The organism is Streptosporangium sp. NPDC051023 (assembly GCF_040689595.1).
Classification (GTDB): domain Bacteria; phylum Actinomycetota; class Actinomycetes; order Streptosporangiales; family Streptosporangiaceae; genus Streptosporangium.
The window spans coordinates 18,556-43,132 of sequence record NZ_JBFBCE010000021.1 but is presented as its reverse complement, the minus strand read 5'-3'; the positions used below and the strand labels follow the sequence as shown (position 1 = coordinate 43,132).

The window sequence follows — 24,577 nt, the reverse complement described above, 5'->3', positions numbered from 1 at the left end:
CCTCAGAGGCTCAGCTCTCCCGAGGCGACGAGTACGGCGGGGCCCGCGAGATAGCTGGTGTGCTCGTCGAGGGTGACGGAGACCGTGCCGCCGAGAATCTCGACCGCCCAGGTGCCCGTCGACTCCCCCGCCAGGTGGGCGGCCGCCACGGCCGAGGCGACCGCGCCGGTGCCGCAGGAACGCGTCTCGCCGGAGCCACGCTCGAAGACGCGCATCACCACGCGGCGCTCTCCCACCGGGTTGAGCAGCTCGATGTTCACACCGGCGGGGAAGACCCCGGGATCGAACGCGGGCTGGCGGGTCAGGTCGAGCTGGGCGACCGGGTCTCCGATGACGCATGCCAGATGGGGGTTGCCCATGTCGACGTGGAGACCTTCGTAGTGCCTGCCCGCCACGGTCGTGGCGCTGCCGCCGAACACCCGGGGCCGCCCCATGTCCACGGTCACGTCGCCGGTCTCCGCCAGCCGTACGCGCTTGACGCCCCCCCTGGTCGCGACCCCGAACTCCCCCGCGCCCGCCAGGCCGGCGTCGACCAGGTAGCGGGCGAAGACCCTCACACCGTTGCCGCACATCTCTGCGACGCTGCCGTCCGCGTTGCGGTAGTCCATGAACCACTCGGCCTCGCCCGCCTGGCCGGCGACCTCGGGGCTGAGCTTCGTCCGCATCACGTGCAGCACTCCGTCGGCGCCGATCCCCGCACGCCGGTCACAGATCGCAGCGACGCGCGCCGCGGGAAGATCCAGCTCACCGTCGGGATCGGGGAGGATCACGAAGTCGTTCTCTGTGCCATGCCCCTTGACGAATCGCATGTCCCAACTCTATCGGCGCCCGCGGGACCGTCTCGACTCAACGGAGCACTTCGGCGAGCGCCCTGCCGAGCAGGTCCGGGGCCTGCTGGGGCAGCCAGACCACCCGGGGGTCGCGGCGGAACCACGACTCCTGACGGCGGACGAACCTGCGGGTCGCGCGGATCGTCTCGTCCTTGGCCTGCTCCTCGCTCCACTCGCCGCCGAGCAAGCGCAGCACCTGGGCGTAGCCGAGCGCGCGGCTGGCCGTACGGCCCTCGGCGAGCCCGTGCGCGGCCAACTCCCTGACCTCCTCGACCAGTCCGGCCTCCCACATGCGCTCGACCCGCGCGGCGACCCGCTCGTCCAGAACCTCCCTCGGCACCTCGACCCCCAGCTGCACGCTGTCGTAGACCGCGTCGTAGGACGGCATCGTCGCGGAGAACGGCCGCCCGGAGAACTCGATGACCTCGAGCGCGCGGACGATCCTGCGGCCGTTGCTCGAGAGGATCGCCTCCGCGGCCTCCGGGTCCCGCTCGCGGAGCCGTTCGTACAGCGGGGCGGTGCCCACGAGCTCCAGCTCCGCCTCCAGCCTGGCGCGGATCTCCGGGTCCGTGCCGGGGAACTCCAGGTCGTCGAGCGCGGCCCGCACGTAGAGCCCGGACCCACCGACCAGGATCGGGACGATCCCCCGCGCCCGCAGGTCGTCGATCAGCGGCCGGGCCAGCGACTGGTACTCGGCCACGCTCGCGGTCCGCTTCACGTCCCAGATGTCGAGCAGGTGGTGCGGGATCCCGCGTCGCTCCTCCGGGGAGAGCTTGGCCGTCCCGATGTCCATTCCCCGGTAAAGCTGCATGGAGTCGGTGTTGATGATCTCACCCCCGAGTTCGAGGGCGAGATCCACGGCGAGGTCGGACTTCCCCGCGGCGGTGGGGCCGATGACGGCGATGACTGGTAGCTGACGCACAGTGATAAGTGTGTCAACTCTCTGGGTATGCATGAGATGACGATGCTTCGTCGCATCGGATCGGGGGACTCACCTATGTCGATCTTCGACAAGGTCAAGAGCATGCTTGGCGACCACAGCACCAAGGCCGAAGAACTCGCCAAGCAAGGCGTAGACCAAGCAGCACAGGCAGCCAAGGAAAAGACCGGCGGCAAGTACGACGATCAGATCGACACCGCGGCGGCAAAGGCGAAGGAGATGGCCGACCAGATCGACGGCCAGACCGACCAGTCACAGACTCCCGGGCAGACCAGCCCGTACGCGTCCCAGGACGACGACTCTCCCTTCTCCGGCCAGAACGACCCGTACGGGTCTCCGGACGACGAGACGCCTCCTTCCGCGGGCCGTACGGACACTCCTCCGGCCTGAGGCCGGATGGGCTGCGGGGGACGGCGTTCCGGGAAGCGCCATCGGAAAGTTCCGGGGAGACGCCGTCTGGCAGACGGCCGTCCACCAGCCGCCGGGGAGCGATGATCCTTCTCTCCGGCGGCCGGGAGGCGGGGTCCGCGAGGGGCGGGTCAGTCCCAGTCGAGAGTCGGCTGCAGATAGCCCTCCAGGGTCAGCAGCCACCGCTTGGACTCGACGCCCTCTCCCCCGCTGAACCCGCCAAGCCCGTTTCCCGCGACCACCCGGTGGCACGGGACGATGATGGGAATGGGATTGGCCCCCATGATCGACCCGATCGCCCGCGCGGGGACGCCCGTCAGGCTCCGCGCGGCCAGTTCGCCGTAGGTCACGGCCTTGCCGTAGCCGACTGTTTCGTACAGCGTGCCGAGCACCCTGCGCTGCACGGGTGAGGTCAGCCGCCAGTCCACGGCGACGCCGAAGATCCGCAGCCTGCCCGCGTAGTACTCGGCGAGCTCTTCCAGCACGGGAGCGGTCCTGGCCGGGTCGTCGACCTCGGCCAGCCTCAGCCGCTCCAGCATGTGTTCCTTGAGTCCGGCGCTCCTGTGGCTCCAGCCGACCCCCGCGACCCCGTCCTCCGTGACGGCGGCGAGCATGTCCCCCAGCGGTGTCGGGACATTCCCGAATGCCACGGTTCCTACCATATGGACTGTGTCCCTTCGCGAACTCGTCGTCCTCGGCACCTCAAGCGCGGTCCCCACCCGTCACCGTAACCACAATGGGTAGAACCTTCCTTAGAGTAAGAACTCCCAACAGACCTGCGTTCCTCCCGTTCCGTGTGGTGCTCCCTAGATCTCACCAGACATGAAACCCAGAGCGCCGCCGATCACGGTGCGAAAGCCACGGCGGCGGGGCAGACTGGAGAGGTGAACACTCGCTCGCGGTACGCCAGTCACCGTGTGTATCTCGTACCCGTCGATCTGGCCGAGTTGACGGGCCCCGTCACGGGCGTCGTGGAGCTTCCCACCCACCTGGACTGGTCCGAGCAGCATGTCTACGATCTGACCGACGAGAGCCAGCTCGGGCTCATGTACGAGCGGGTGATCCGCGAAGCCGTTCACCCTGACGACCTGCGTGCGCATCTGAACGGCGCGGTGCTGATTCGCATATGGCCGCGCCTGTACCTGCCGGTTCAGGCCAGGCAGGCGTGGGAGGCCCGCTTCCGGGATCTGGTGCGAGCGGCATAGGGCTGCCCATGGAACCGCTGCACGAGCTCGCCACCCGGATCGGCCTGGCGTCGACGGAACGTTTCGGTTTCGCACTCGCCGGTGGCTACGCCGTACAAGCTCATGGCTTCCTCACCCGGCGTTTACCGTATGACGGTACTGCGTGCGACACCGATGGATACGTTCGGCAACGCCCCCTGATGATCTTTAGTACGACGTAAACTCGCTGTCATGAGTGCGGCACACGAAGAGTACGACGATCTTCATCGCCTGGTCGACTGCTTGACGCTGAACCAGGCGCGAGCCCTGCGTGCCGTCGCCTTGGAGCTCGTCGAGAGCGAACCCACACCTCTCGCCGAAACACATGGCCGACGACGGCGACTGTCGTTCGCCGGGATCATCGCCGACGAGCCGGACAGCGCCCAGCGTTCGGAGGAAATCCTTCTCAACCGGTTCCGGGTCGGTTAGTGCTGATCTGCGATACCGGTCCCCTGTACGCAGCGATGAACAGGAAAGACCAGGAGCATGCCCGCTGCCTTGATCTTCTCGAAACCCACCCGGGCCCGCTGATCCTTCCCAGCCCGGTTCTGGCAGAAGTCTGCTGGCTGTTGGAGTCACGGATAGGACCGGCCGCCGAAGCCGATTTCCTTCAGTCCATCGTGGACGGCGAGCTGACCATGGAACCGTTGACCACCACCGACGTCGCCAGGATGAAAGCCTTAGTGGTGAAGTACGCGAACTTCCCTCTGGGAGCAGTGGACGCCGCGGTGATCGCCGTCGCGGAGAGACTCAACGTCCACGAGATAGCCACCATCGACCATCGCCACTTCGGAGCGGTGAAGAATTCCCGCGGCGGTCACTTCACACTGCTGCCGTAACCGCCGACCTCGCGCCCCTCGGACACGAAATCGCCGTCGCGACGGCTCCGTGGGACACCTAGCATCGATTTCGTGTCCCCTCGTGAGCTCGTCGTCCTCGGCACCTCAAGCGCGGTCCCCACCCGTCACCGTAACCACAATGGTTATCTCCTGCTCTGGGACGGTCAGGGCTTTCTGTTCGATCCCGGGGAGGGCACCCAGCGCCAGATGCTCCACGCGGGCGTCAGTTCCCATGACATCACCTGGATCTGCGTCACGCACTTCCACGGCGATCACTGCCTGGGGGTGCCCGGAGTCGTCCAGCGCATCGCCAGGGACGGGGTCGCCCACCAGGTCGGGGCGGTCTATCCCGGGAGCGGTGAGACCTACTGGCGGCGCCTGCGCCACGCGAGCGCCTTCGCCGACACGCCGGTCATCGCCGAGCACCCCGTCGCGGGAGAGGAGGTGCTGCTCGACGCCGGGCCCGTGACCCTCACCGCCCGCCCACTCTCTCACCCCGTCGAGTCGTACGGCTACCGCGTCGACGAGCCGGACGGCTACCGGATGATTCCCGCGCTGCTGGCGGAACGGGGGGTCGTGGGTCCGTCGGTCGGACAGTTGCAGCGCACCGGCACGGTCGTCGCCCCCGATGGCACCACGGTCAGGCTGGAGGAGTGCAGCAGGCCACGTCCGGGCCAGAGCGCCGCCTTCATCATGGACACCCGGCTGTGCGAGGGGGTTTTCGCCCTCGCCGCGGGAGCCGACCTGCTGGTGATCGAGTCCACCTTCCTGTCGGGCGAGTCCGCGCTCGCCTCGCGGTACGGTCACCTGACCGCTGCCCAGGCGGGCCAGGTCGCCGCCGAGTCCGGCGTCCGCCGCCTCGTCCTGACCCACGTCTCCGAGCGCTACGTCGCGGACGACGAGCCCCGTTTCCTCGAGGAGGCGCGTCGGTGCTTCGACGGCGACGTCGTCCTGGCGCACGACCTGGCGCGGATCCCCGTTCCCCGCCGTCACGTCACACGGTGAGCACGCCCCGGGGAGGCCTCAGGGGGTGACGGGCGTTCTCGACAGGAGGCCCGCGACGAAGTAGCCGACGCCGTAGGGGGCGTCCGCGTAGAGGATCTCACCGGCAAGGGAGCCGCCCGCGCCGGCGAGGACCTGGAGCGCGGCCCGGCCCTCGACCCACAGTTCCGCCGCCTCCCGAGGGTCGAGCTCCGGAACCTCCCCTCTGGACAGCGCCTCGACGATCGCGGTGTTGTACGGCTCCGCGCGGGTGTCCAGGTATCCCGGGGACTTCTCGGTGAGGCGGGCGGATCCGTCGGCCATGACCAGAATCGCCACCCTGCCGTGCCCGCCTGCCAGCCGCGCGCCCAGCGACTCGCACGTCTGCCGGGAGGCGTCGAACGGCACCGCGTGGAATCCCGCCGCGGCCAGTCCCTCCCGCTCGAGCAGCCAGCGGCCGATCGACAACGAGAGCGGCAGCACGGCCTCGCCCGTGCCGACCCGGACAGCGGCCCCCCATGGGGCCAGGCTTCCCGCGGCGTCCGCGCCGTAGGCTCCGGCCAGGGTGGCACCGCCGACCACCACGATCGCGTCGGGCGCGGCGTCACGCAGAACGCCCAGCGCGGTCGCGCAGGCCGCCCTGAGCCCGTCGAGCTCGACCGCGGCGGCACCCGCCAGCTCGGGAACCAGCAGCGGGGGATGCGGGCAGACGGCCGCGGCGACAAGCATCTCGACAGACTAACGGAGCACCTCGGCCCGGCCACACGTCGTGCCCCGGGAACGGCCGCCCGGTTTCCCGGTCCTTCCGCGCGGTCTCCTGACCCCCGGCACCCGATCCCGGATTTTCCCGATGAACTGCCTCTTTTCCTCACTTCCGCCGCATCAGGTTTTCACGTCCGGCGTGGAAGAACCCTCACGGAAAGAGCCCAGAAAACCCGTGCCATCCAGGGGAAACCCGCACGGGACCCGTGGAGGCTGCCCCAAACTGGGCGGAAGACGGAAACGCTCGTATGACCTTCAGGAGGAAGTGCGACTTGTCGTATTTCGGGAAATCGGTGACGCGCTTATGGCCGTACACCCTGACAGGTGTGGCCGCAGTCGTCGGCGTCACGGGGCTCGGGTTTTCGCTCATCGTGAGCGCGGTCCCGGACCCGCCCCCGTTCAGCCCCGTGGATGCCGGGTTCCCCGCCGTCTCCCCCGGCATCACGTCGACCATCGCGGGTCCGCCGCGGGAAGTGGGCGGGGCCGGCCCCTCCGCCTCGGAGGCCGTGCTCGTCCCGCCCGCCGGGCGCCCCGCCGGGCAGGGGGCGAAGCCGAGCCGCGAGGTGAGACGAATCCCCGGCCCGCATTCCCGGCTTCCCGGCCCACACCACCGAATCTCCGACCCACGTTCCTGGTTTCCCGGCCCACGCCGCCGGATCCCCGGTCCGCTCTCCCGGCCTCCCGGCCCACGTCCCCGGATCTCCGGCTCGCTCTCCCGGCCCTCAGCCGCCCCGACCCCGGCCAGGCCTCACCCTGGCCAGGCCGGATCATCGCCCGGACGGCCCGACCCCTGCGCGGCCTTCGACGACTTCCGCCGTGCGTACTGCCGGGCCGTACTCGACGAGCTGGCGAACCGCTGAGCGAAGGCCTGCGGCCGGGGTGTCCCTTCCGAGGCTCAGGAGCGGACGGAGCAGCCGGAAGACTCCTGGACGGCGGGGGCGGCGGGACGGCCGATCGACGGCATGCCGAGCATGACCCCGGAGCCCGTGGCCGCCGGAGCGGCCTGCCTGGCCTCCCAGGCGTCGCCCGCGCGGGTACGGCGCAGCTCGGACGCGGGCCCGTCGGCGACCAGATGGTGCGGCGCCGCGTAGGTGACCTCGACGCGGACCATGTCACCGGGACGCGGAACCTCGGCGCCGGGGGTGAAGTGGACCAGGCGGTTGTCGGGGGCACGCCCGGACAGACGATTGGTCGCCCCGTCCTTGCGTCCCTCGCCTTCCGCGACCAGAACCTCGAGCGTCCGGCCGACCTGCTTCTTGTTCTCCTCCCAGGAGATCTCGGTCTGCAGGGCGACGAGACGTTCGTAGCGCTCCTGCACGACCTCCTTGGGGACCTGGCCGTCCATGGTCGCGGCGGGCGTGCCGGGACGGATGGAGTACTGGAAGGTGAAGGCGTTGGCGAAGCGCGACCGGCGTACGACGTCCAGCGTCTCCTGGAAGTCTTCCTCGGTCTCGCCGGGGAAGCCGACGATGATGTCGGTCGAGATGGCCGCGTCCGGCATGGCGGCGCGGACCCGCTCGATGATGCCCAGGTAGCGCTCGGCCCGGTAGGAGCGGCGCATCGCCTTGAGGATCCGGTCCGAGCCGGACTGCAAAGGCATGTGGAGCTGGTGCATCACGTTGGGCGTCTCGGCCATGGCGGCGATGACGTCGTCGGTGAACGCGGCCGGGTGCGGGCTGGTGAAGCGGACCCGCTCAAGGCCCTCGACGTCGCCGCAGGCGCGCAGGAGCTTGCCGAAGGCAAGCTTGTCGCCGAACTCGACGCCGTAGGTGTTGACGTTCTGGCCGAGGAGGGTGATCTCCAGCACGCCCTGGTCGACCAGGGTGCGCACCTCGTTGAGCACGTCGCCGGGACGGCGGTCCTTCTCCTTGCCGCGCAGCGACGGCACGATGCAGAACGTGCAGGTGTTGTTGCAGCCGACGGAGACCGAGACCCAGGCGGCGTACGCGGACTCCCGCTTGGTCGGCAGCGTGCTCGGGAAGGTCTCCAGGGACTCCTTGATCTCGACCTGCGCCTCCTGCCGGACGCGCGCCCGCTCCAGCAGCACCGGCAGCGAGCCGATGTTGTGCGTGCCGAAGACCACGTCGACCCAGGGCGCCCTGCGGACGATCTCCCCCTGGTCCTTCTGCGCCAGGCAGCCGCCGACGGCGATCTGCATGCCGGGGTTGCTGACCTTCGAGGGACGCAGGTGCCCGAGATTGCCGTAGAGCCGGTTGTCGGCGTTCTCCCGCACGGCACAGGTGTTGAACACGACCACGTCGGCGGTCTCGCCCTCGGGCGCCGGGACGTATCCCGCGTCCTCGAGAAGGCCGGAAAGGCGCTCGGAGTCGTGCACGTTCATCTGGCACCCGTAGGTACGAACCTCGTACGTGCGGGCGCTCTCCACGGTGACAGTCATCTCAAGACAAGGGTAGGCGCTTCGCCGACCTCCGGGGACGGCCCACACCATCCCCACTTCAGGTAATGAATTCGTCACTCTACGTCAAGGGAATCGCTAAGCTGGGGTTCCAAAGCCGCATGTGAGAATGAGATTCGTCCGACAGCTGAGAGCGGTGAGCCGGGATGGCGATGCTCGTGCAGACCTCGGAGGCGCCCGTGAAGGCCAGGAAGCCGCACAGGAAGGCAACGTCGACGAGCGTCTGGAGCACTCCCGGCGAACTGGGCGTCGATGAGTGGTTCGAGCTCAACTCGCGTGACGACGGCAGTCGTTACGAGCTCATCGACGGGAGCCTCATCGTGTCCCCAGCGCCATCGTTCAGGCATCAGCGCCTCGGAGACCGGCTCCAGACCTATCTGGAGAGTGTCCGCCCGAAGGAAGTGGTGCCGATCACGGCGACCGGCCTGCTCCTGGACCGGAAACCAGGCGTCATCCCCGACCTGATGGTGGTCGACAAAGCCCCCTTCGAGGGAGACGCGAACGTGGCCCAGCCAGAATGGGCACACCTGGTCGTGGAGATCGCCTCCAAGTCCACCACCGCCACGGACCGCCAGACCAAGCACGCCAAGTACGCCAAGTACGCAGAGGCGGGCATCCCGCATTTCTGGCGCGTCGAGATGAGGCCCTTCCGCGGTCAGGGCAACGAGAAACTTCCCGTGATCTTCACGTACACGTTGGAAGCGAACCGCGAATACCAGCTCACCCACCGAATCAGCGCGGACGCGACCGTCGAGCCGACCGAGCCGTTCAAACTGACGCTCGCCCCGGCCGCTCTCGCCGAGATATGACAGAAACACGACAAATCTTTACCCAAAGTAAGCATGCTGTGATCTGATCGGTACCTCTGGGTTAGCCCGAGGTGCCGCTTACAGATTTACGTTGTGTTTCATGACGGAGAACGGGGAAGCGGCTCCTCTGGTCGTCCTCACGGACGTGAACAAGCATTTCGGCAACCTCCATGTCCTGCGTGACATCAATCTGACGATCTCCCGGGGCGAGGTGGTCGTCGTCATCGGCCCCTCGGGGGGCGGCAAGTCGACCCTGTGCCGGACGATCAACCGGCTGGAGACCGTCGACAGCGGGACGATCACCTTCGACGGGCGGCCGCTCGCGGCGGAGGGCAAGCCGCTGGCCAGGCTCAGGTCCGAGGTCGGCATGGTGTTCCAGTCGTTCAACCTGTTCGCGCACAAGACGATCCTGGAGAACGTCACCCTCGGGCCGATCAAGGTGCGCGGCCTGGCCAGGGCCGAGGCCGAGCGGCAGGGCATGCAGTTGCTCGAGCGGGTCGGCATCGGCGCCCAGGCGTCGAAGTACCCCGCCCAGCTGTCGGGCGGCCAGCAGCAGCGTGTGGCCATTGCCCGCGCTCTGGCCATGAACCCCAAGATGATCCTGTTCGACGAGCCAACCTCGGCGCTGGACCCGGAGATGGTCCAGGAGGTGCTCGACGTCATGATCGGCCTGGCCGCCGAAGGCATGACGATGATGGTCGTCACCCACGAGATGGGGTTCGCCCGCCGCGCGGCCGACCGGGTGGTGTTCATGGCCGAGGGCCAGATCGTCGAGGAGAGCACTCCCCAGGAGTTCTTCACCTCCGCCAGGACCGACCGGGCGAAAGACTTTCTCTCCAAGATCCTTACGCACTAGGGAGCGGTTTCTACGGGCCCTCGCAACGGCGGGGACCCACCCCCCTTGACGGCTCACCCAATTTCTCTTGAGGAAAGACGAGGTAGCAGGATGCGTGTACATCGTGTCGGAGCCGCAGTGATCACGGTGGCGGCCCTGGCGGCCGGGCTCACCGCGTGCAGCAGCGGCGGCGACAAGTTCGTCGTGGGCATCAAGATTGACCAGCCGGGCCTCGGACAGAAACAGCCGGACGGCTCGTTCAAGGGTTTCGACGTCGACGTGGCCAAGTACGTCGCCAAGGAACTCGGTTACCAGGACAACCAGATCCAGTTCAAGGAGGCGCAGTCCTCCAACCGTGAGGCGTTCATCCAGCAAGGCCAGGTCAACATCGTCGTGGCGACCTACTCGATCACCGACGACCGCAAGAAGAAGGTCGGTTTCGCCGGGCCGTACCTCATCACGGGCCAGGACATCCTGACCCGCGCGGACGACACGACGATCAACGGCGTCGACGACCTGAAGACCAAGAAGGTCTGCGGCGCCCAGGGCTCCTCCTCGCCGAAGCGCCTGGTCGAGAAGTTCGGCGACGCCTGGAAGAGCCAGTACCTCACCGAGCAGCAGGGCTACGGCGCCTGCCTGCCGCTGCTGGAGAACAAGCAGGTCGACGCGATCTCCACGGACGCGACGATCCTCGCCGGGTTCGCCACCCAGTCACCCGGCAAGTTCCGCCTCGTCGGCAAGCCCTTCTCCGAGGAGAAGTACGGCATCGGCGTGAAGCTGGAGGACAAGAACACCCGCGAGAAGATCAACAAGGCCCTCGAGAAGATGTTCGCCGACGGCAGCTGGAAGAAGGCCGTCGACGCCAACTTCGGCGAATTCGGCAAGTTCTTCACCACACCGCCCACCATCGAGCGCTACTGACCGGTCCGGCCGGGGCGCGGGCGTCCCGGCCCCAGGCCACTGGAGGGACGAGTGCACGCACTCTTCGAGGAGTTCCCGACCATCCGGGAAGCCTTCTGGCTGACGATCCGGCTCACGTTCGCCAGCGGGATCACGGCGCTGGTCCTCGGGACGATCCTGGCCGCGATGCGGGTCAGCCCGCTGCCCGTGCTGCGCGGCATCGGCACGGCGTATGTGAACATCCTGCGGAACACCCCGCTGACCCTGGTGATCGTGTTCTGCGGGCTGGGCCTCGGGCTGGTCCTGGACGTCTCGTTCTCCACAAGCCTGTCCACCAACTACCTCTGGCTGTCGATCATCGGCCTGTCCGCGTACACGGCCGCGTTCGTCTGCGAGGCGATCAGGGCCGGGATCAACACGGTGCCGCTCGGCCAGGCCGAGGCGGCCCGCGCCATCGGCCTGACCTTCTCCCAAAACCTCAGGCTGATCGTGCTGCCCCAGGCGCTGCGCGCGGTGATCGCCCCGCTGGGGAGCATCCTGATCGCGCTGACCAAGAACACCACGGTGGCCGCCGCCATCGGCGTCACCGAGGCCTCCCTGACGATGAAAACGCTCTTCGAGGCGCACGGTGACGCGGTCGTGCCGATCTTCTTCGGGTTCGCGCTCGGCTTCCTGGTCCTCACCCTGCCGACCGGGCTGCTGTTCACCTGGTTGTCCAAGCGGCTGGCGGTGGTCCGATGAGCGCGGTGACCGCCGAGCCGGAGCAGGCGAGCGGGCACCCGAGCGTGCCCGAGCGGGCCGGTGTCCTCTACGACGCGCCGGGGCCTCGCGCGCGGCTGCGCAACAACGTGCTCACGGTGCTGGTCATCCTGGCCGTGCTGCTGGCCGCCTATGTGATGGTGACCAAGCTGGAGGAGAAGAACCAGCTCGATCCGGCCCTGTGGACGCCGTTCCTGCGGGGCGACGTGTGGGTCAACCTGATCCTGCCCGGCCTGCTGAACACCCTCAGCGCCGCGGTGGTCGCCTCGCTGATCACGGTGCCGTTCGGGTTCGTCCTGGGCATCGGGCGGCTGTCGGACCACTCCTGGATCCGCGTCCCCGCAGGCGTCGTGGTCGAGTTCTTCAGGGCGATCCCGCTGCTCATCATGATCTTCGCGGTGATGTACGGCGGGAGCGCGGTCTTCGGGCTCACCGTGACGCCGTTCGCGGCGGTGGTGATCGGGCTGGTCCTGTACAACGGGTCGGTGCTGGCGGAGATCGTGCGAGCGGGCATCCAGTCCATCCCTCGCGGCCAGTCCGAGGCTGCCCTCGCGGTCGGGCTGCGCAAGGGCCAGGTCATGAGGATGATCCTGCTGCCACAGGCGGTCACGGCGATGATGCCGGCGATCGTCGCGCAACTCGTCGTGCTCCTGAAGGACACCGCCCTGGGGTTCATCGTCGCGTTCGAGGACCTGCTGAACGCGGGCGCGCGCGTGCTGCCGTCGAACTTCAACAACATCATCCCCGCGGTGATCGTCATCGCGATCGTCTACATCATCATCAACCTGATCGTCGGCGCCATCGCCACCTGGCTGGAACGGCGCAGCCGCCGCAGCCGTAGAACCACGGCCCGGCCCGTCGAGCCTCCGGGAGCGATCGTGGTGCCCGGCCCGGCCCCGGGCGTCTCCGCGGTGGACTGACCCGGGGCTCCGTGGGAGAGCGGTCACCGGCTCCGCTGCCCGCCCCCGTGTACCGGCGGCCCCACCCGCCGCCTCAGCACTGCCCGGGAAAACCTGATCATCACCGTTTGGGGGACTGCGCTCGGTGGTCGTGGAAAACGAATTTCCGCATGTCGCGCGGGATGAGCGCCATACCGGCGACAGGCGGCGGGTTATCGGGCAGGATGGCGCCATGTCCCCCGAGCAGATCGTCCGGCCGTACGGTACCTGGCCCTCTCCGATCTCGACCACGGGTGTCGCCCGGTCGGGGCTGCGCCTGGGATTCCCGACGGTGTCCGGCGCGGAGATGTGGTGGAGCGAGGATCGCCCCCTGGAGGGCGGACGCACCACGATCGTGCACCAGGGTGCCGACGGCACCCGCAGCGAGTTGCTGGCCGCCCCGTGGAACGCCAGGACCCGCGTCCACGAGTACGGCGGGCGGCCGTACGCCCCGGTGCCCGGCGGAGGGGTGGTGTTCGCGAACTTCACCGACCAGCGGCTCTACCTCCTGCTCCCCGGCGGGAAACCCGAGGCGATCACGCCGGAGCCCGGCCTCGAGAGCGGTCTCCGCTACGCGGAGATGATCGTCCGCGACGGACACGTCTGGTGCGTCCGCGAGCGGCACCACGACGACGACGGGGTCAGCCGCTCGATCGTCTCGGTGCCCCTGCGCGGCGGGGCGGAGCCACACGAGCGGGTCCGCGGGAGCGACTTCTACGCCTGCCTCTCTCTGTCTCCCGACGGCGAGCACCTGGCGTACGTCTGCTGGGACCACCCCCGCATGCCGTGGAACGGCACCGAGCTGCGGGTCACCCGGCTCTCCGACGGCGAAACCAGGACCGTGAGCGGCGCAACCGCCGAATCGGTGCTCTTCCCCCGTTGGCGTGACGATCGGAACCTGTATTTCGTCTCCGACCGGTCGGGCTGGTGGAACCTCTACCGGATCGGCGTTGACGAAGCCTCGCCCGAAGCGCTCTGCCCGCTCCAGGAGGAGTGCGCCGGGCCGCTGTGGCAGCTCGGCGGCTCGTCCTACGCACCGCTGGCCGACGGGCGGATCGCCCTGCTGCACGGGCGTGGAGACCTGCGGCTGGGCATCCTCGACCCGGAAACCGGTGTGCTGACCGATCTGGAGACGCCCTACGACGGCTGGCATCCGTCTCTGTCCTCCGACGGACACGCGGTGGCCGCGATCGCGTACGGCGCCGCGGTGCCCAGGTCCGTCGTCAGGGTGGACACCGCGACAGGGCGGGCCGAGGAGTTCCGGCGCGACATCGGGGAGCTGCCAGACCCCGCCTACCTTCCGGTGCCCCGGGCCGTGGAGTTCGAGGGCAGATCGGGGCGGCGAGTGCACGCGATCGTCTACCCGCCGTCCCATCCGGAGGCTCGCGGCGACGGCGCTCCGCCGTACGTCGTGTTCGCCCACGGTGGTCCCACGTCGCACAGCGTCAGCGCGCTCGACCTGGAGAAGGCCTTCTTCACCAGCAGGGGCATCGGCGTGGTCGACGTCAACTACGGCGGCTCGACCGGGTACGGCCGCGCCTACCGGGACCTGCTGCACGGTCAGTGGGGCGTGGTCGACGTGGAGGACTCGATCGCCGTAGCCGAATGGCTGGCCGCCGAGGGGCTGGCGGACCCGCGACGGATCGCGATCAGGGGCGGCAGCGCGGGCGGATGGACCGTCATGGCCGCCTGCTGCACTTCCGACACGTTCGCGGGCGGCGTCTCCTACTACGGCGTGAGCGCGCTCGCCTCGTTCAACGCGACCACCCATGATTTCGAGTCCCGCTACATCGAGTGGCTGGTCGGCCCCGAGGATCCCGCCCTCTACGGCTCCCGCGAGCCGCTCGGCCGGGTCTCCGGGGTGACGTGTCCGATGCTGCTGCTGCAGGGCCTGTCCGATCCGGTGGTGCCTCCCGCGCAGTCCCAGGCTTTCGCCGACGCCCTCGCGGAGCGCGGTGTCCCCTGCACCTACCTCACCTTCGAGGGCGAGTCCCACGGCTTCCGCCGCGCCGAGACCCGAAGCGCGGCCCTGGCCACCGAACTCGCGTTCTACCAGCAGCTCTTCCGCACCTGACAGCGGGCCGCACCGCGGGATCGTCCGGCAGCCAGGCAGGCACCGCACGGCAAGGTCACCCGGCAGCCGAGCAAGCACCGCACCGCAAGGTCACCCGGCAGCCGGACAGGCGCCGGAAGGCAGGGACATCCCGCAGCCGGACAGGCGCCGCGAGGCGCCGTCCGGCCGGTCGGCCGTAAGGACAGAAGATCTCCGGACCGTAGGGACAGAAGATCCCCGGAAGGGAGCGGAGCCTAGCGGGCGAACTCCGTGGCGCGGGACTCCCTGACGACCGTGATGCGAATCTGACCGGGATAGGTGAGCTCCTCCTCGACCTGCTTGGCCACGTCGCGGGCGATCACCTGGGCCTGGATGTCGTCGACGGAGTCGGGCTTCACCATGACTCTGATCTCCCGGCCCGCCTGCATGGCGAACACCTTCTCCACCCCCTCGTAGGAGGTGGCGATCTCCTCCAGCCGCTCCAGCCGCTTGACGTACGCCTCGAGCGACTCGCGCCGGGCGCCGGGCCTGCCACCGCTGATGGCATCCGCTGCCTGAGTGAGGACGGCTTCGACGGTTTTGACCTCGACCTCGTTGTGATGGGCCTCAATCGCGTGGACCACGTCCTCGTGCTCGCCGTACCGCCTGGCGATCTCGGCCCCGATGAGCGCGTGACTGCCCTCGACCTCATGGGTGAGCGCCTTGCCGATGTCGTGCAGAACCGTACAGCGCTTGAGTAGCACGGGGTCGAGCCGAAGCTCGGCCGCCATGATCCCGGCGATGTGGGCGGACTCGACCAGGTGACCGAGCACGTTCTGACCGTAGGAAGTGCGATAGCGGAGCTGGCCCAGCAGGGTGATCAGTTCGGGGTGCATCTCGGTGATGCCGAGCTCCACGAGGGCGTCCTCGCCCGCGCGCACGCACAGGTCCTGGACCTCGGCCTTGCTTCGCTGGTGGGCCTCCTCGATGCGCTGGGGATGGATGCGCCCGTCGAGGACGAGCTTCTCCAGCGTCAGCCGGGCGGTCTCCCGGCGAACCGGGTCAAAGCATGACAACAACACTGCTTCGGGTGTGTCGTCGATGATCAGATTGACGCCGGTGGTCGACTCGAAGGCGCGGATGTTACGGCCTTCGCGGCCGATGATGCGGCCCTTCATCTCGTCACCGGGCAGGTGCAGAACGCTGACGACGGACTCGGCCGTCTGTTCCGTGGCCACGCGCTGGACCGCCAATGTGACGATCTTGGTGGCGCGCTTCTCCCCCTCTTTGCGGGCCTGACTCTCGATCTCCCTGACGATCAGGGCGGCCTCACGCTTGGCCTGGTTCTCGATATCCCTGACCAGCTCGGACTTCGCCTGGTCACCGGTGAGCCCGGCCACCCGCTCCAGAACGGCCCTGCGCTCCTGGGCGACCCGGTCGAGGTCCTCACGACGGTCGGCGAGCTCGGTCTCCGTCTCGGCGAGCTTACGGGCCCGCTCCGTCTGACGTCTGGCCTCCTCGTCGAGCCGCTGCTCTCGTTCGGCCAGCCGCTTCTCCCTCCGCTCGAGATCCGAGCGGAACTCCTTGAGCTCGTTCTTCAGGAGGCGGCTCTCCGCCTCGGCGTCCTTGCGTGTCTCGGCGGCGGCCTCAACAGCGATCTCCGACCTGCGCAGGAGCTCTCCGGCATCGCCCTCGGCTCTGGCTCGGATCTCGGCGGCCTCACGCCTGGCCTCCTCCAACTCCGCCTGGATCGCGGCCTCCTGCTCGGCGGAAGGTCCACTCGGCCTTCCCAGCACCCCCCCGGTGCGACGCAGCAACACGATCAGCGCGGCTATCGTCACCACGGCGAGAACCGCGACCGCGACCGTCAAAGTGACGACCACAACCGAATTCATGCGCGCCCCGCCCTCCTCGCGTTGCCAATAGCAAGACACGAGGCGTCACACGCACGGCACGGAAAGTCCAAGCGGGTGGCACCACCAGGACAAATATCGATCCGAGATCGACGTCGCACCGGCCCTTCCCCACCGACCCGCCGTCTACCCGCATCCGTCAAGCTTGTTCGTCCGTAATTCACCGTTATGACAATCCGCGCTGCGCGGAGTAACTCCTCACTGCCGTCGAGGTTAAGCGTCAGAGAGGTAACGGGCAAGCAAAGAACCGCTGGGAAACGCCCGAACGCAAGGGGACGCCCCTTCTCTCCCGCGCGACACAGCCGGACGTGGCGCGGGCGTCACCGGTCCGCCGTTACCGGCGGTGATGGTTTCGCCTTCGCCGTGCCCGTTATTCCGTGAAGCGAAGAGAACACCGACTGTCACGAAATGCCCTCATCTGTCATCCGGATAACTCATCAGTCATCCGGATAATCGGGCTCGGCCACGGAAGCAGCATTCTCCGCCTCCTCCCCCTCCAGCGCCTCACGGATCACCCGGAAGGCCAGGCCCGGACCGTATCCCTTTCTGGCGAGCATGCCCGCCAGCCTCCGGGTCCTGACCGCGGGCTCCAGGCCACGGGTCGACGACAGTTTGCGCATCACCAGCCTGCGTGCCGTCTCGGCCTCCTGCTCGGGGTCGAGCTGCTCAACCGCGTCCTTGACGATCTCCTCGTCCACACCCCGGTGACGCAGTTCTGAGGCGAGGGCCTTGCGAGCGAGCCCCCGTCCGGCATGGCGGGAGTTCACCCACGCCTCGGCGAACGCCTCGTCGTCGATGAGGCCGACTTCCGAGAAACGCTCCAGCACGGCCTCCGCGGCCTCCTGCGGCACCTCACGCTTGCGCAGCGCCTCCGCGAGCTGGGCCCGGGTGCGCGGCGCCATGGTCAGCAGCCGGAGACAGATCGCCCGCGCCACCGCCTGCGGATCGGCGTCAGGTCCCCGGCTCGCCGGAGAGCCCTCGACCGGCCCGTCCGGCAGGACCCCACGTCCTCCGGTGAGCCGTTCGCCCCCACGTTCTTCGCCGGACCGCCCGGATCCACGCCCTCCCCAGGTCCGCTCGCCCTCACGCCCCTCCCAGGACCGCCCGGCGCGCCGAGCCCCCCGGCCACTCCTGCCGCCGGCACCCTCTCCCCGAGCCTCTTGGGCATCCGAGCCGTCGTCGTCCGCGCCGAACCCGTCCCACGTCTCCGGACGGTCCCGGCGAGAGCGGCGGGCGCGGCCGCCTCCTCTCCTGGAGCCTTGTCCGGTTACCCCGGAGGATGCGGCCTGCGGCACGTCGGGCCAGGCACCCCAGTCTCGCGGCCCGGCCGCGTCGGCCGGACCGGAATCAGGTCCCGTCGTCATCGGTCAACCCGGATCAGACGTCACCCGGCTTGGGGGGCGCCGCCTTGGAACCACGACCCGTGGGAGCCGCGGCGGGAGCCGGAGCAGCGGGCGGCGGAGTGGCCGGGCTGTCCAGACGAGGACCGATGCCGAGCTTCTCCTTGATCTTCTTCTCGATCTCGTTGGCCATGTCGGGGTGGTTCTTCAAGAAGTTACGGGCGTTCTCCTTGCCCTGACCGAGCTGGTCACCCTCGTAGGTGTACCAAGCGCCGGACTTGCGGACGAAGCCGTGCTCGACGCCCATGTCGATCAGGCCGCCCTCACGGGAGATGCCGATCCCGTAGAGGATGTCGAAGTCGGCCACGCGGAAGGGCGGGGCCATCTTGTTCTTGACGACCTTCACACGGGTGCGGTTGCCCACCGCCTCGGTGCCGTCCTTCAGGGTCTCGATGCGACGGATGTCGAGGCGGACCGAGGCGTAGAACTTCAGCGCCTTTCCACCGGTCGTGGTCTCGGGCGAGCCGAACATGACACCGATCTTCTCGCGGAGCTGGTTGATGAAGATCGCGGTGGTGCCGGTGTTGTTGAGCGCGCCCGCGACCTTACGCAGGGCCTGGGACATCAGACGGGCCTGGAGGCCGACGTGGCTGTCACCCATCTCCCCCTCGATCTCGGCCTTCGGCACCAGGGCCGCGACCGAGTCGATGACCAGGAGGTCGACGGCGCCGGACCGGATCAGCATGTCGGCGATCTCCAGCGCCTGCTCGCCGGTGTCGGGCTGGGAGACGAGCAGCGCGTCGGTGTCGACTCCGAGCTTCTTGGCGTATTCGGGGTCGAGGGCGTGCTCGGCGTCGATGAAGGCGGCGATGCCGCCGCCCCGCTGGGCGTTGGCCACGGCGTGCAGCGCGACGGTGGTCTTACCGGAGGACTCCGGCCCGTAGACCTCGACGATGCGGCCGCGCGGGAACCCGCCGATGCCGAGGGCGACGTCGAGCGCGATGGAACTGGTCGGGATCACTTCGATGGGCGCGCGGGTCTCGTCACCGAGACGCATGACGGAGCCCTTGCCGAACTGCCGCTCGATCTGAGCGAGGGCGGTCTCGAGCGCCTTCTCGCGGTCGTTAGCTGCCATGGGAGCCCCCTGGAGGGTCGCGGGTCGGATCGGTTGCCAGAAAGCTACGGGGTGCCACCGACATTTTCCGGAGAGCACGCCGAGGAGCGACGGCGCGTCCAATATAGCCGAACGACTGTTCGATCGCGGCTCAACGGCAGCACATGTTCCGGACTGTCCCAGCCCCTCCACGACGACACCCCCATCCGGAAGGCGACATTTCCGGGCATTCCCTCGCGCATGTTGTCATGAGGCTGAGCTGGGGTGATCCTTAAGGCAATCGACCCGAGGTGGCCGACGTGACCAGCACCTTCAGCCAGCAACGCCTGACCTATCTTGGATCCCTGTCCGCCGAGCTGTCGGAGCGGGGACTGGCCAGCCGCATGGTCGGGGGCGACGACCCCGTGCTGTGGGTGTGGCATCCGGACAGCCTGAGGCAGACGATCGTCTTCGCCACCCCCGCCAAAGGCGGCTGGTTCTTCCTGTGGTCACCGGACGGACAGGAGAAGGTGGGAGACTTCCGGCGGGTCGCCGACTCACTCGAGCACATGCTGCGGGACTCCGGGCAGCCCCCGGCCCCACCTCGGGGCGCCCCCGCCGACTCCGGCTGACCCCTGCCGACTTCGACTGACGCCTGCCGGCTTCGGCTTCGGCTTCGGCTTCGGCTTCGGAAACGGCGATAGCGGGAAACGCGCCCGAGGAAGCCTCGTGCGGAAAGCGCCGCACGAAAAAGAGATGGTCGATAATTCCGTCAAATCATGACATCGAACATCGCAGTGGACCGTACCGCCGGATACCACCCCCTGGAAAACCAGGCCATTGACGCCAGGACCGAAAGGTCCGTATGCCGAGGTTAGAAACGGTGAACTTCGATCGTCCCGCGTGAACCGGACGCCCTCACCGCCGCGGCCCGCCGCCAGAGCGGGCGCCGCCCGGCCCTCACCCGCCCGACCTCCCTACCGGTCACGACGGGGGCGACGGCGAGCTCCGGCGGAAAAGGCTCGACGGGCGCCCAGTCCCGGCTGTCACGGGTGTCCGCGCCGTAACGCGGCACGACCACGGCCAGGAACGCGGCCGCGGCCAGGAAAATCAGAAAATTGGTCATTTTCCCAGTCCACTTCCATTGCCCATGGCATCCATTCTTGACATCCTTAAAACAAGTGGCCAGATCCAGTAGAGGGTCGAATGGATCGGATTTCTACCGAACGTGATGTCGTCGCGCTCCTTGGTGATTGGGCGTCGGGCCGCGGCCCCCTCTATCGCAAGCTGGCGGACGCGCTGGATAGAGCCGTCCAGGACGGCGCGCTGCTCCCCGACGACCGGTTGCCCTCGGAGCGCGGGCTGGCCGAGGCGCTCCAGGTGAGCAGGGCGACCGTGGTCGCGGCCTACGAGGAGTTGCGAGGCACCGGCCTGCTGGTGAGCCGTCAGGGCAGCGGAACCAGGATCGCGTCGGACGTCAAGGTCCGGCGGCCGACGACCGACGGGCGGGTGCCCGGAGGCACCGCCATGACGATCTTCCAACGGCTGATCGACGGCCCCGGCGAGCTGATCTCCATCGCGGTGGCCGCGGGAGGGGCGGCGCCCGAACTCGCCGTCGCGCTGCGCGAGCTGGTCCGCGACGACCTGGACGAGCTGCTGGCGGGCCCCGGCTACCACCCCTCAGGCCTGCCCGCCCTGCGTGAGGCGGTCGCGAACCACCTGACCAGGACCGGGCTGCCGACCGCGCACGACGAGATCATGGTGACGACGGGCGCGCACCAGGGCCTCGTGCTGGTGACCGAGCTGTACGTCAGCCAGGGGGCGACCGTGCTCGTCGAGTCACCCAACTGGCCCGGCTGCCTGGATGTGTTCCGCGCCGCGGGAGCGCGTCTGGCGACCGTGCCGCTCGACGAGGAGGGCCCCGAGGTCCGGGCGGTCAGCGCCATGCTGCGCGAGCGGAAGCCCGCGCTGCTCTACCTGATGCCGACCTATCACAACCCGACCGGGGTGCTCATGTCGGCGGCGCGCAGGCGCAGGATCGCCGAGCTCGCGGTCGAGCACGAGGTGCCGGTTCTGGAGGACAACGCCTACATGACCTACCACCCGGAGTCGGGGGCCGTGCCCGCGCCGCTCGCGGCCTACGCGCCGCCCGGCACGGAGATGCTGTCGCTGGGCTCACTCGCCAAGGCCGTCTGGGGCGGCCTGCGCATCGGATGGGTTCGCGGCCCCGCCGAGATCGTGCAGCGCCTGGCCCGCCGCAAGGTCCTCGCCGACATCGGCAGCCCGGTGCTCGACCAGGCGCTCGCGGCCAAGCTCCTGCCCCGGCTCGACCGGATCCTCGCGTCACGGGCGAAGGAGCTCGGCAGGCAGCTCGACCACATCGACGGGCTGCTGCGCGAGCGGCTGCCGAGCTGGCGCTGGCGGCGCCCTGACGGAGGCGGCGCCCTGTGGGTCGAGTTGCCCGGGGTCGACGCCATGGCGTTCGCCCAGGTCGCCGTACGGCACGGCGTCGACGTGGTGCCGGGCAGCATGATGGACCCGGATGGGGGGCACGGCAACCACATCAGGCTGCCCTTCACCTTCGCCCCTGAGACCCTCGACGAGCTCGTCCACCGGCTCGCCCGGGCCTGGGCGGAGATCGAGCGGCACGGCCCCGCCCCCGCCGTACGAGTCGTCGTTTGAGTCATATGAAGTCTCGGAAGCCGGAGAACCGTGCGGGTCGCGCGGGCCGTACGGCTCACGCGACCCGCACGGGCCCTATGACAGACCTTCCTTTCTGCGCATCAGCCCGTACAGCATGACCCGCATGACCGGCCGGTCTTGCTCGTCGAAGAACTCCCCGCGCTGCTGGAGGATCCCGCAGTCCGGCCTGGACAGGGAGGCCGCGACCCCGACGACCGTCACCCTGCCCGTGAGGATGTCTCCCGGCCTGACCGGCCGCAGCCACCGCAGCTCGTCGACACCCGGCGAGACCTCGGCGGCGGCGTGCAGCAGGACCTCCTCCGCGTAGAGCCTCATGAACATCGCCGTGACGTGCCAGCCGCTGGCGATGAGGTCTTCGTGGTCGAGGTGACGGGGCTGGGGGTCGTACATCCGGGCGAACTGCACGATCTCCTCGTGGGTGACCTTCTGACTGCCCAGCTCGTAGACGTCCCCGATGCTGAAGTCCTCAAAGGCGCGCGACATCCGCGACCTCTCTCCCCAGGCCTGCCTTTTCGAGCCGGTCCGCGAGCCGGGGGAAGAGGGCGAGGATGTTGCCTCTGAAGTCGAGGTCGGCGATTCCGGCGAGGTGCCCCAGGGTTGCCGAGACGACCGCGTCCTTCATGAACGGGAAGTCCGTGCCGAACAGGATGTTCTCCCCCGCGGTCACCTCCCTCAGGCAGGCGAGGGTCGCGGGTGAGGCGGCCTGGGCCGTCTCGTAGTACAGCCGTCGCAGCTCGGCCGCGACGTCGACCTCCCCCGCCTCGGGCAGCACCCAGGTCGCCGCCAGCTCAAGGCGCCACGCCAGGAACGGCACGGTGCCGCCCGCGTGGGCGAGGATGAACTTGATGTCGTGGCAGCGTCCGAGGGTGCCGCCGAAGAGCAGGTCGGCGACCGCCCTGGTGGTGTCCATGACGAAGTCGACGAGCGGTGGCGGGACCTTGGCCGTGAACCCGGGCCCTCCGGCGCAGTCACACCGGTAGGCGGGGTTCGGGTGGACGAAGACCACGGCCCCGCGCCGGTTGAGCTCGTCGAAGACCGCCGCGAACGCCGGGTCGCCCAGGTAGCGGCCGTCCGCGAGGCTGGCGCTCATGACGACGCCGTCGAGGCCGAGCACGTCGAACGCGTGGTCGATCTCCGCCAGGGTCGCCTCGACGTCCGGCAGGGGGAGGACGGCGAGGGCGCCGAACCTGCCGGGGAAGCTCCGCACCAGATCGGCCGACCACTCGTTGGCCTGCCGGACCAGCGACGCCGCGCCCTCGTCGAACGCCGCATCGGGCAGCAGTATGGACAGGATCGCCGCCTGGACGCCGTTGGCGTCCATGACCCTGAGGGAGTCGGTGACCGTCCACTCGGGGAGGGGGACGCCGGGGGCCATGTGCGTCACCCCTCTCCGGCGCAGCTCGGTGATCAGCGGCGGGTGGTAGCTGTGGTGGTGGACGTCGATCCAACCGCCGTCCATCTCAGATCCGCGCGATCTTGGGGAGCTGGCTCAACGCCTCGTCCAGCTGGGCCTGGGGGATCGAGTAGTCCTCCAGCTGACCCGCCAGGTAGGCGTCGAAGGCTCCCAGGTCGAAGTGCCCGTGCCCGGACAGGCCGAACAGGATCGTGCGTTCCCGTCCCTCCTCCTTCGCCACGAGCGCCTCCTGCACGGCGCCGCGCAGGGCGTGCGAGGACTCGGGCGCCATGACGAACCCCTCGTGCCTGGCGAACCGCACGGCCTCGGCGAACACCTCGCTCTGGTCGTAGGCGCGCGCCTCGATGTATCCCTGCTCGTGGAGCGCGCACAGCGTCGGGGCGTCCCCGTGGAAGCGCAGCCCACCCGCGTGGATGGGCGCGGGCATGAAGCCGTGGCCGACGGTGCGCATGGGCAGCAGCGGGCCGAGTCCCGCCGTGTCGGGGTAGTCGTAGGTGTAGGCGCCGCGGGTGAGGGTCGGGCACGCGGTCGGCTCCGCCGCGACGAACCGGGTCCCCGGGCGTTCCCCGGAGAGCCGGTCGGCCATGAAGGGGAACACCAGCCCGGAGAAGTTGGAGCCTCCGCCGACGCACCCGACCACGACGTCGGGGTAGTCTCCCGCGAGTTCGAGCTGGCGCTTGGCCTCGAGGCCGATGACGGTCTGGTGCAGCACCACGTGGTTCATCGCGGAGCCGAGCGCGAACTTGGTGTCGTCGTGGGCCAGGGCGTCCTCGACGGCCTCGCTGATGGCGATGCCGAGGCTGCCTGGCGAGTCGGGGTCCTTGGCGAGGATGTCGCGGCCCGCCTGGGTGCGTTCGGTCGGGGAGGCGAACACCTCCCCTCCCCAGGTCTGCATGAGCGAGCGGCGGTAGGGCTTCTGGTGGTAGGACGCCCGCACCATGTAGACCGTGACGGCGACGTCGAACAGGCTGCCCGCGAAGGACAGGGCGGAGCCCCACTGGCCCGCTCCGGTCTCCGTCGTCACCCGCCGCACGCCCTCTTTGGCGTTGTAGTAGACCTGCGGGATCGCGGTGTTGGGCTTGTGCGAGCCCGCGGGCGAGACGCCCTCGTACTTGTAGTAGATCTTCGCCGGGGTGTCGAGCGCCTTCTCCAGGCGGTCGGCGCGCACGAGCGGGCTCGGCCGCCACATCCGGTAGATGTCCCGGACCTGCTCGGGAATGTCGATCCAGCGCTCCGGGGAGAACTCCTGCTCGATCACCGCCTGCGGCAGCAGCGGCGCGAGGTCCTCGGGGCGCAGCGGCTCGTGGGTAACGGGGTTGAGGTACGGCGGCAGCGGGGCGGGCAGGTCGGGGAGGATGTTGTACCACTGCTGCGGCAGGTCGTTCTCCGCCAGGATGAACTTCTTCACGGATTTCCCGGTCCTTCCGTTTGGAACAGCGGTG

25 protein-coding genes and 1 pseudogene are annotated in these 24,577 nt (G+C 68.9%); 14 read left to right on the top strand and 12 right to left on the bottom strand.

From position 1 onward, the window contains the following. Window positions 1-2 precede the first annotated feature (2 nt). Window positions 3-809 (bottom strand): diaminopimelate epimerase, encoded by an 807-nt coding sequence (gene dapF / locus AB0395_RS16195; protein ID WP_366281226.1) that lies wholly within the window; start codon window positions 807-809, stop codon window positions 3-5. A gap of 37 nt (window positions 810-846) precedes the next feature. Beyond that, the gene (gene miaA, locus AB0395_RS16190) at window positions 847-1,752 is read right to left on the bottom strand and encodes a tRNA (adenosine(37)-N6)-dimethylallyltransferase MiaA (RefSeq protein WP_366281224.1); all 906 of its coding nucleotides are present in this window, start codon (window positions 1,750-1,752) and stop codon (window positions 847-849) included. A gap of 75 nt (window positions 1,753-1,827) precedes the next feature. Here miaA and AB0395_RS16185 point away from each other — a divergent pair, with 75 nt between their 5' ends. After that, the gene (locus tag AB0395_RS16185) at window positions 1,828-2,160 is read left to right on the top strand and encodes an antitoxin (protein ID WP_366281222.1); all 333 of its coding nucleotides are present in this window, start codon (window positions 1,828-1,830) and stop codon (window positions 2,158-2,160) included. 149 nt (window positions 2,161-2,309) lie between these two features. Here the strand turns inward: AB0395_RS16185 and AB0395_RS16180 are convergent, their stop codons facing one another. Then, window positions 2,310-2,828 (bottom strand): methylated-DNA--[protein]-cysteine S-methyltransferase, encoded by a 519-nt coding sequence (locus AB0395_RS16180; protein ID WP_366281220.1) that lies wholly within the window; start codon window positions 2,826-2,828, stop codon window positions 2,310-2,312. Window positions 2,829-3,062: 234 nt separating this feature from the next. Between AB0395_RS16180 and AB0395_RS16175 the strand changes: the two genes are divergently transcribed. From AB0395_RS16175 to AB0395_RS16160, 4 genes are all read left to right on the top strand, one after another. Continuing rightward, on the top strand, window positions 3,063-3,383 hold the full coding sequence (locus AB0395_RS16175; protein ID WP_366281218.1) for a hypothetical protein: 321 nt from the start codon (window positions 3,063-3,065) through the stop codon (window positions 3,381-3,383). 210 nt (window positions 3,384-3,593) lie between these two features. Beyond that, complete coding sequence (locus AB0395_RS16170; RefSeq protein WP_366281216.1) at window positions 3,594-3,830, top strand: hypothetical protein; 237 nt, start codon at window positions 3,594-3,596, stop codon at window positions 3,828-3,830. Then, complete coding sequence (locus AB0395_RS16165) at window positions 3,830-4,240, top strand: PIN domain-containing protein (protein WP_366281214.1); 411 nt, start codon at window positions 3,830-3,832, stop codon at window positions 4,238-4,240. Before AB0395_RS16170 ends, AB0395_RS16165 begins: the two co-directional genes overlap by 1 nt. Window positions 4,241-4,312: 72 nt before the next feature. After that, window positions 4,313-5,245: a ribonuclease Z gene (locus AB0395_RS16160; RefSeq protein WP_366281212.1), complete on the top strand. Its 933-nt coding sequence runs from the start codon at window positions 4,313-4,315 to the stop codon at window positions 5,243-5,245. An 18-nt stretch (window positions 5,246-5,263) separates the two neighbouring features. Here AB0395_RS16160 and AB0395_RS16155 read toward each other — a convergent pair whose 3' ends face one another. Then, window positions 5,264-5,950 carry a hypothetical protein gene (locus tag AB0395_RS16155; protein WP_366281210.1) on the bottom strand — a complete coding sequence of 229 codons (687 nt, stop codon included), beginning with the start codon at window positions 5,948-5,950 and terminating at the stop codon, window positions 5,264-5,266. A gap of 359 nt (window positions 5,951-6,309) precedes the next feature. Here AB0395_RS16155 and AB0395_RS16150 point away from each other — a divergent pair, with 359 nt between their 5' ends. After that, entirely contained in the window at window positions 6,310-6,843 is a 534-nt protein-coding gene (locus AB0395_RS16150; protein ID WP_366281208.1) for a hypothetical protein, read from the top strand. Between the two features lie 35 nt (window positions 6,844-6,878). On the opposite strand, the gene miaB is transcribed toward AB0395_RS16150, so the two are convergent. Beyond that, window positions 6,879-8,381, bottom strand: coding sequence for a tRNA (N6-isopentenyl adenosine(37)-C2)-methylthiotransferase MiaB (gene miaB / locus AB0395_RS16145; protein WP_366281206.1), 1,503 nt, complete (start codon window positions 8,379-8,381; stop codon window positions 6,879-6,881). Window positions 8,382-8,545: 164 nt separating this feature from the next. On the opposite strand from miaB, the gene AB0395_RS16140 reads away from it, so the two are divergent. The 6 genes from AB0395_RS16140 to AB0395_RS16115 all read left to right on the top strand — a co-directional run bounded on the left by AB0395_RS16140 (window position 8,546) and on the right by AB0395_RS16115 (window position 14,714). After that, entirely contained in the window at window positions 8,546-9,208 is a 663-nt protein-coding gene (locus AB0395_RS16140) for a Uma2 family endonuclease (protein ID WP_366281204.1), read from the top strand. 100 nt (window positions 9,209-9,308) lie between these two features. Further along, window positions 9,309-10,064 carry an amino acid ABC transporter ATP-binding protein gene (locus AB0395_RS16135; RefSeq protein WP_366281202.1) on the top strand — a complete coding sequence of 252 codons (756 nt, stop codon included), beginning with the start codon at window positions 9,309-9,311 and terminating at the stop codon, window positions 10,062-10,064. 90 nt (window positions 10,065-10,154) lie between these two features. Continuing rightward, window positions 10,155-10,964 (top strand): glutamate ABC transporter substrate-binding protein, encoded by an 810-nt coding sequence (locus AB0395_RS16130; RefSeq protein WP_366281201.1) that lies wholly within the window; start codon window positions 10,155-10,157, stop codon window positions 10,962-10,964. Window positions 10,965-11,015: 51 nt separating this feature from the next. Beyond that, window positions 11,016-11,684, top strand: coding sequence for an amino acid ABC transporter permease (locus tag AB0395_RS16125; protein ID WP_366281200.1), 669 nt, complete (start codon window positions 11,016-11,018; stop codon window positions 11,682-11,684). Beyond that, the gene (locus AB0395_RS16120; RefSeq protein ID WP_366281199.1) at window positions 11,681-12,622 is read left to right on the top strand and encodes an amino acid ABC transporter permease; all 942 of its coding nucleotides are present in this window, start codon (window positions 11,681-11,683) and stop codon (window positions 12,620-12,622) included. Before AB0395_RS16125 ends, AB0395_RS16120 begins: the two co-directional genes overlap by 4 nt. 211 nt (window positions 12,623-12,833) lie before the next feature. Next, entirely contained in the window at window positions 12,834-14,714 is a 1,881-nt protein-coding gene (locus AB0395_RS16115; RefSeq protein ID WP_366281197.1) for a prolyl oligopeptidase family serine peptidase, read from the top strand. A 233-nt stretch (window positions 14,715-14,947) separates the two neighbouring features. On the opposite strand, the gene rny is transcribed toward AB0395_RS16115, so the two are convergent. The 3 genes and pseudogenes from rny to recA form a co-directional block, all read right to left on the bottom strand. Continuing rightward, on the bottom strand, window positions 14,948-16,567 hold the full coding sequence (gene rny, locus AB0395_RS16110) for a ribonuclease Y (protein ID WP_366281196.1): 1,620 nt from the start codon (window positions 16,565-16,567) through the stop codon (window positions 14,948-14,950). A 455-nt stretch (window positions 16,568-17,022) separates the two neighbouring features. After that, window positions 17,023-17,949, bottom strand: a complete 927-nt coding sequence (gene recX / locus AB0395_RS16105) for a recombination regulator RecX (RefSeq protein WP_366281194.1) — start codon at window positions 17,947-17,949, stop codon at window positions 17,023-17,025. Window positions 17,950-18,073: 124 nt separating this feature from the next. Continuing rightward, a pseudogene (recA, locus tag AB0395_RS16100) lies at window positions 18,074-19,060 on the bottom strand (recombinase RecA); the annotation flags it as partial. Between the two features lie 278 nt (window positions 19,061-19,338). On the opposite strand from recA, the gene AB0395_RS16095 reads away from it, so the two are divergent. Further along, on the top strand, window positions 19,339-19,650 hold the full coding sequence (locus tag AB0395_RS16095) for a hypothetical protein (RefSeq protein ID WP_366281192.1): 312 nt from the start codon (window positions 19,339-19,341) through the stop codon (window positions 19,648-19,650). A 242-nt stretch (window positions 19,651-19,892) separates the two neighbouring features. Here AB0395_RS16095 and AB0395_RS16090 read toward each other — a convergent pair whose 3' ends face one another. Beyond that, window positions 19,893-20,144: a hypothetical protein gene (locus AB0395_RS16090; protein WP_366281190.1), complete on the bottom strand. Its 252-nt coding sequence runs from the start codon at window positions 20,142-20,144 to the stop codon at window positions 19,893-19,895. Between the two features lie 80 nt (window positions 20,145-20,224). Between AB0395_RS16090 and AB0395_RS16085 the strand changes: the two genes are divergently transcribed. Then, complete coding sequence (locus AB0395_RS16085; RefSeq protein WP_366281188.1) at window positions 20,225-21,700, top strand: PLP-dependent aminotransferase family protein; 1,476 nt, start codon at window positions 20,225-20,227, stop codon at window positions 21,698-21,700. A gap of 75 nt (window positions 21,701-21,775) precedes the next feature. On the opposite strand, the gene AB0395_RS16080 is transcribed toward AB0395_RS16085, so the two are convergent. The 3 genes from AB0395_RS16080 to AB0395_RS16070 are packed head-to-tail and all read right to left on the bottom strand — an operon-like array spanning window position 21,776 to window position 24,543. Then, entirely contained in the window at window positions 21,776-22,204 is a 429-nt protein-coding gene (locus AB0395_RS16080) for a MaoC/PaaZ C-terminal domain-containing protein (RefSeq protein ID WP_366281186.1), read from the bottom strand. Next, window positions 22,188-23,180, bottom strand: coding sequence for an amidohydrolase family protein (locus AB0395_RS16075; RefSeq protein WP_366281184.1), 993 nt, complete (start codon window positions 23,178-23,180; stop codon window positions 22,188-22,190). The genes AB0395_RS16080 and AB0395_RS16075 overlap by 17 nt, the downstream gene beginning before the upstream one ends. 1 nt (window position 23,181) lies before the next feature. Then, window positions 23,182-24,543, bottom strand: a complete 1,362-nt coding sequence (locus AB0395_RS16070) for a TrpB-like pyridoxal phosphate-dependent enzyme (protein WP_366281183.1) — start codon at window positions 24,541-24,543, stop codon at window positions 23,182-23,184. Between the last annotated feature and the right edge of the window lie 34 nt (window positions 24,544-24,577).

Coding starts and splice junctions, on each gene's coding strand:
- dapF (WP_366281226.1), bottom strand. CDS start 809: ATGCGATTCGTCAAGGGGCATGGCACAGAGAACGACTTCGTGATCCTC.
- AB0395_RS16185 (WP_366281222.1), top strand. CDS start 1,828: ATGTCGATCTTCGACAAGGTCAAGAGCATGCTTGGCGACCACAGCACC.
- AB0395_RS16170 (WP_366281216.1), top strand. CDS start 3,594: ATGAGTGCGGCACACGAAGAGTACGACGATCTTCATCGCCTGGTCGAC.
- AB0395_RS16155 (WP_366281210.1), bottom strand. CDS start 5,950: ATGCTTGTCGCCGCGGCCGTCTGCCCGCATCCCCCGCTGCTGGTTCCC.
- miaB (WP_366281206.1), bottom strand. CDS start 8,381: ATGACTGTCACCGTGGAGAGCGCCCGCACGTACGAGGTTCGTACCTAC.
- AB0395_RS16140 (WP_366281204.1), top strand. CDS start 8,546: ATGGCGATGCTCGTGCAGACCTCGGAGGCGCCCGTGAAGGCCAGGAAG.
- AB0395_RS16135 (WP_366281202.1), top strand. CDS start 9,309: ATGACGGAGAACGGGGAAGCGGCTCCTCTGGTCGTCCTCACGGACGTG.
- AB0395_RS16130 (WP_366281201.1), top strand. CDS start 10,155: ATGCGTGTACATCGTGTCGGAGCCGCAGTGATCACGGTGGCGGCCCTG.
- AB0395_RS16120 (WP_366281199.1), top strand. CDS start 11,681: ATGAGCGCGGTGACCGCCGAGCCGGAGCAGGCGAGCGGGCACCCGAGC.
- AB0395_RS16115 (WP_366281197.1), top strand. CDS start 12,834: ATGTCCCCCGAGCAGATCGTCCGGCCGTACGGTACCTGGCCCTCTCCG.
- rny (WP_366281196.1), bottom strand. CDS start 16,567: ATGAATTCGGTTGTGGTCGTCACTTTGACGGTCGCGGTCGCGGTTCTC.
- recX (WP_366281194.1), bottom strand. CDS start 17,949: ATGACGACGGGACCTGATTCCGGTCCGGCCGACGCGGCCGGGCCGCGA.
- AB0395_RS16090 (WP_366281190.1), bottom strand. CDS start 20,144: ATGACCAATTTTCTGATTTTCCTGGCCGCGGCCGCGTTCCTGGCCGTG.
- AB0395_RS16085 (WP_366281188.1), top strand. CDS start 20,225: ATGGATCGGATTTCTACCGAACGTGATGTCGTCGCGCTCCTTGGTGAT.
- AB0395_RS16080 (WP_366281186.1), bottom strand. CDS start 22,204: ATGTCGCGCGCCTTTGAGGACTTCAGCATCGGGGACGTCTACGAGCTG.
- AB0395_RS16075 (WP_366281184.1), bottom strand. CDS start 23,180: ATGGACGGCGGTTGGATCGACGTCCACCACCACAGCTACCACCCGCCG.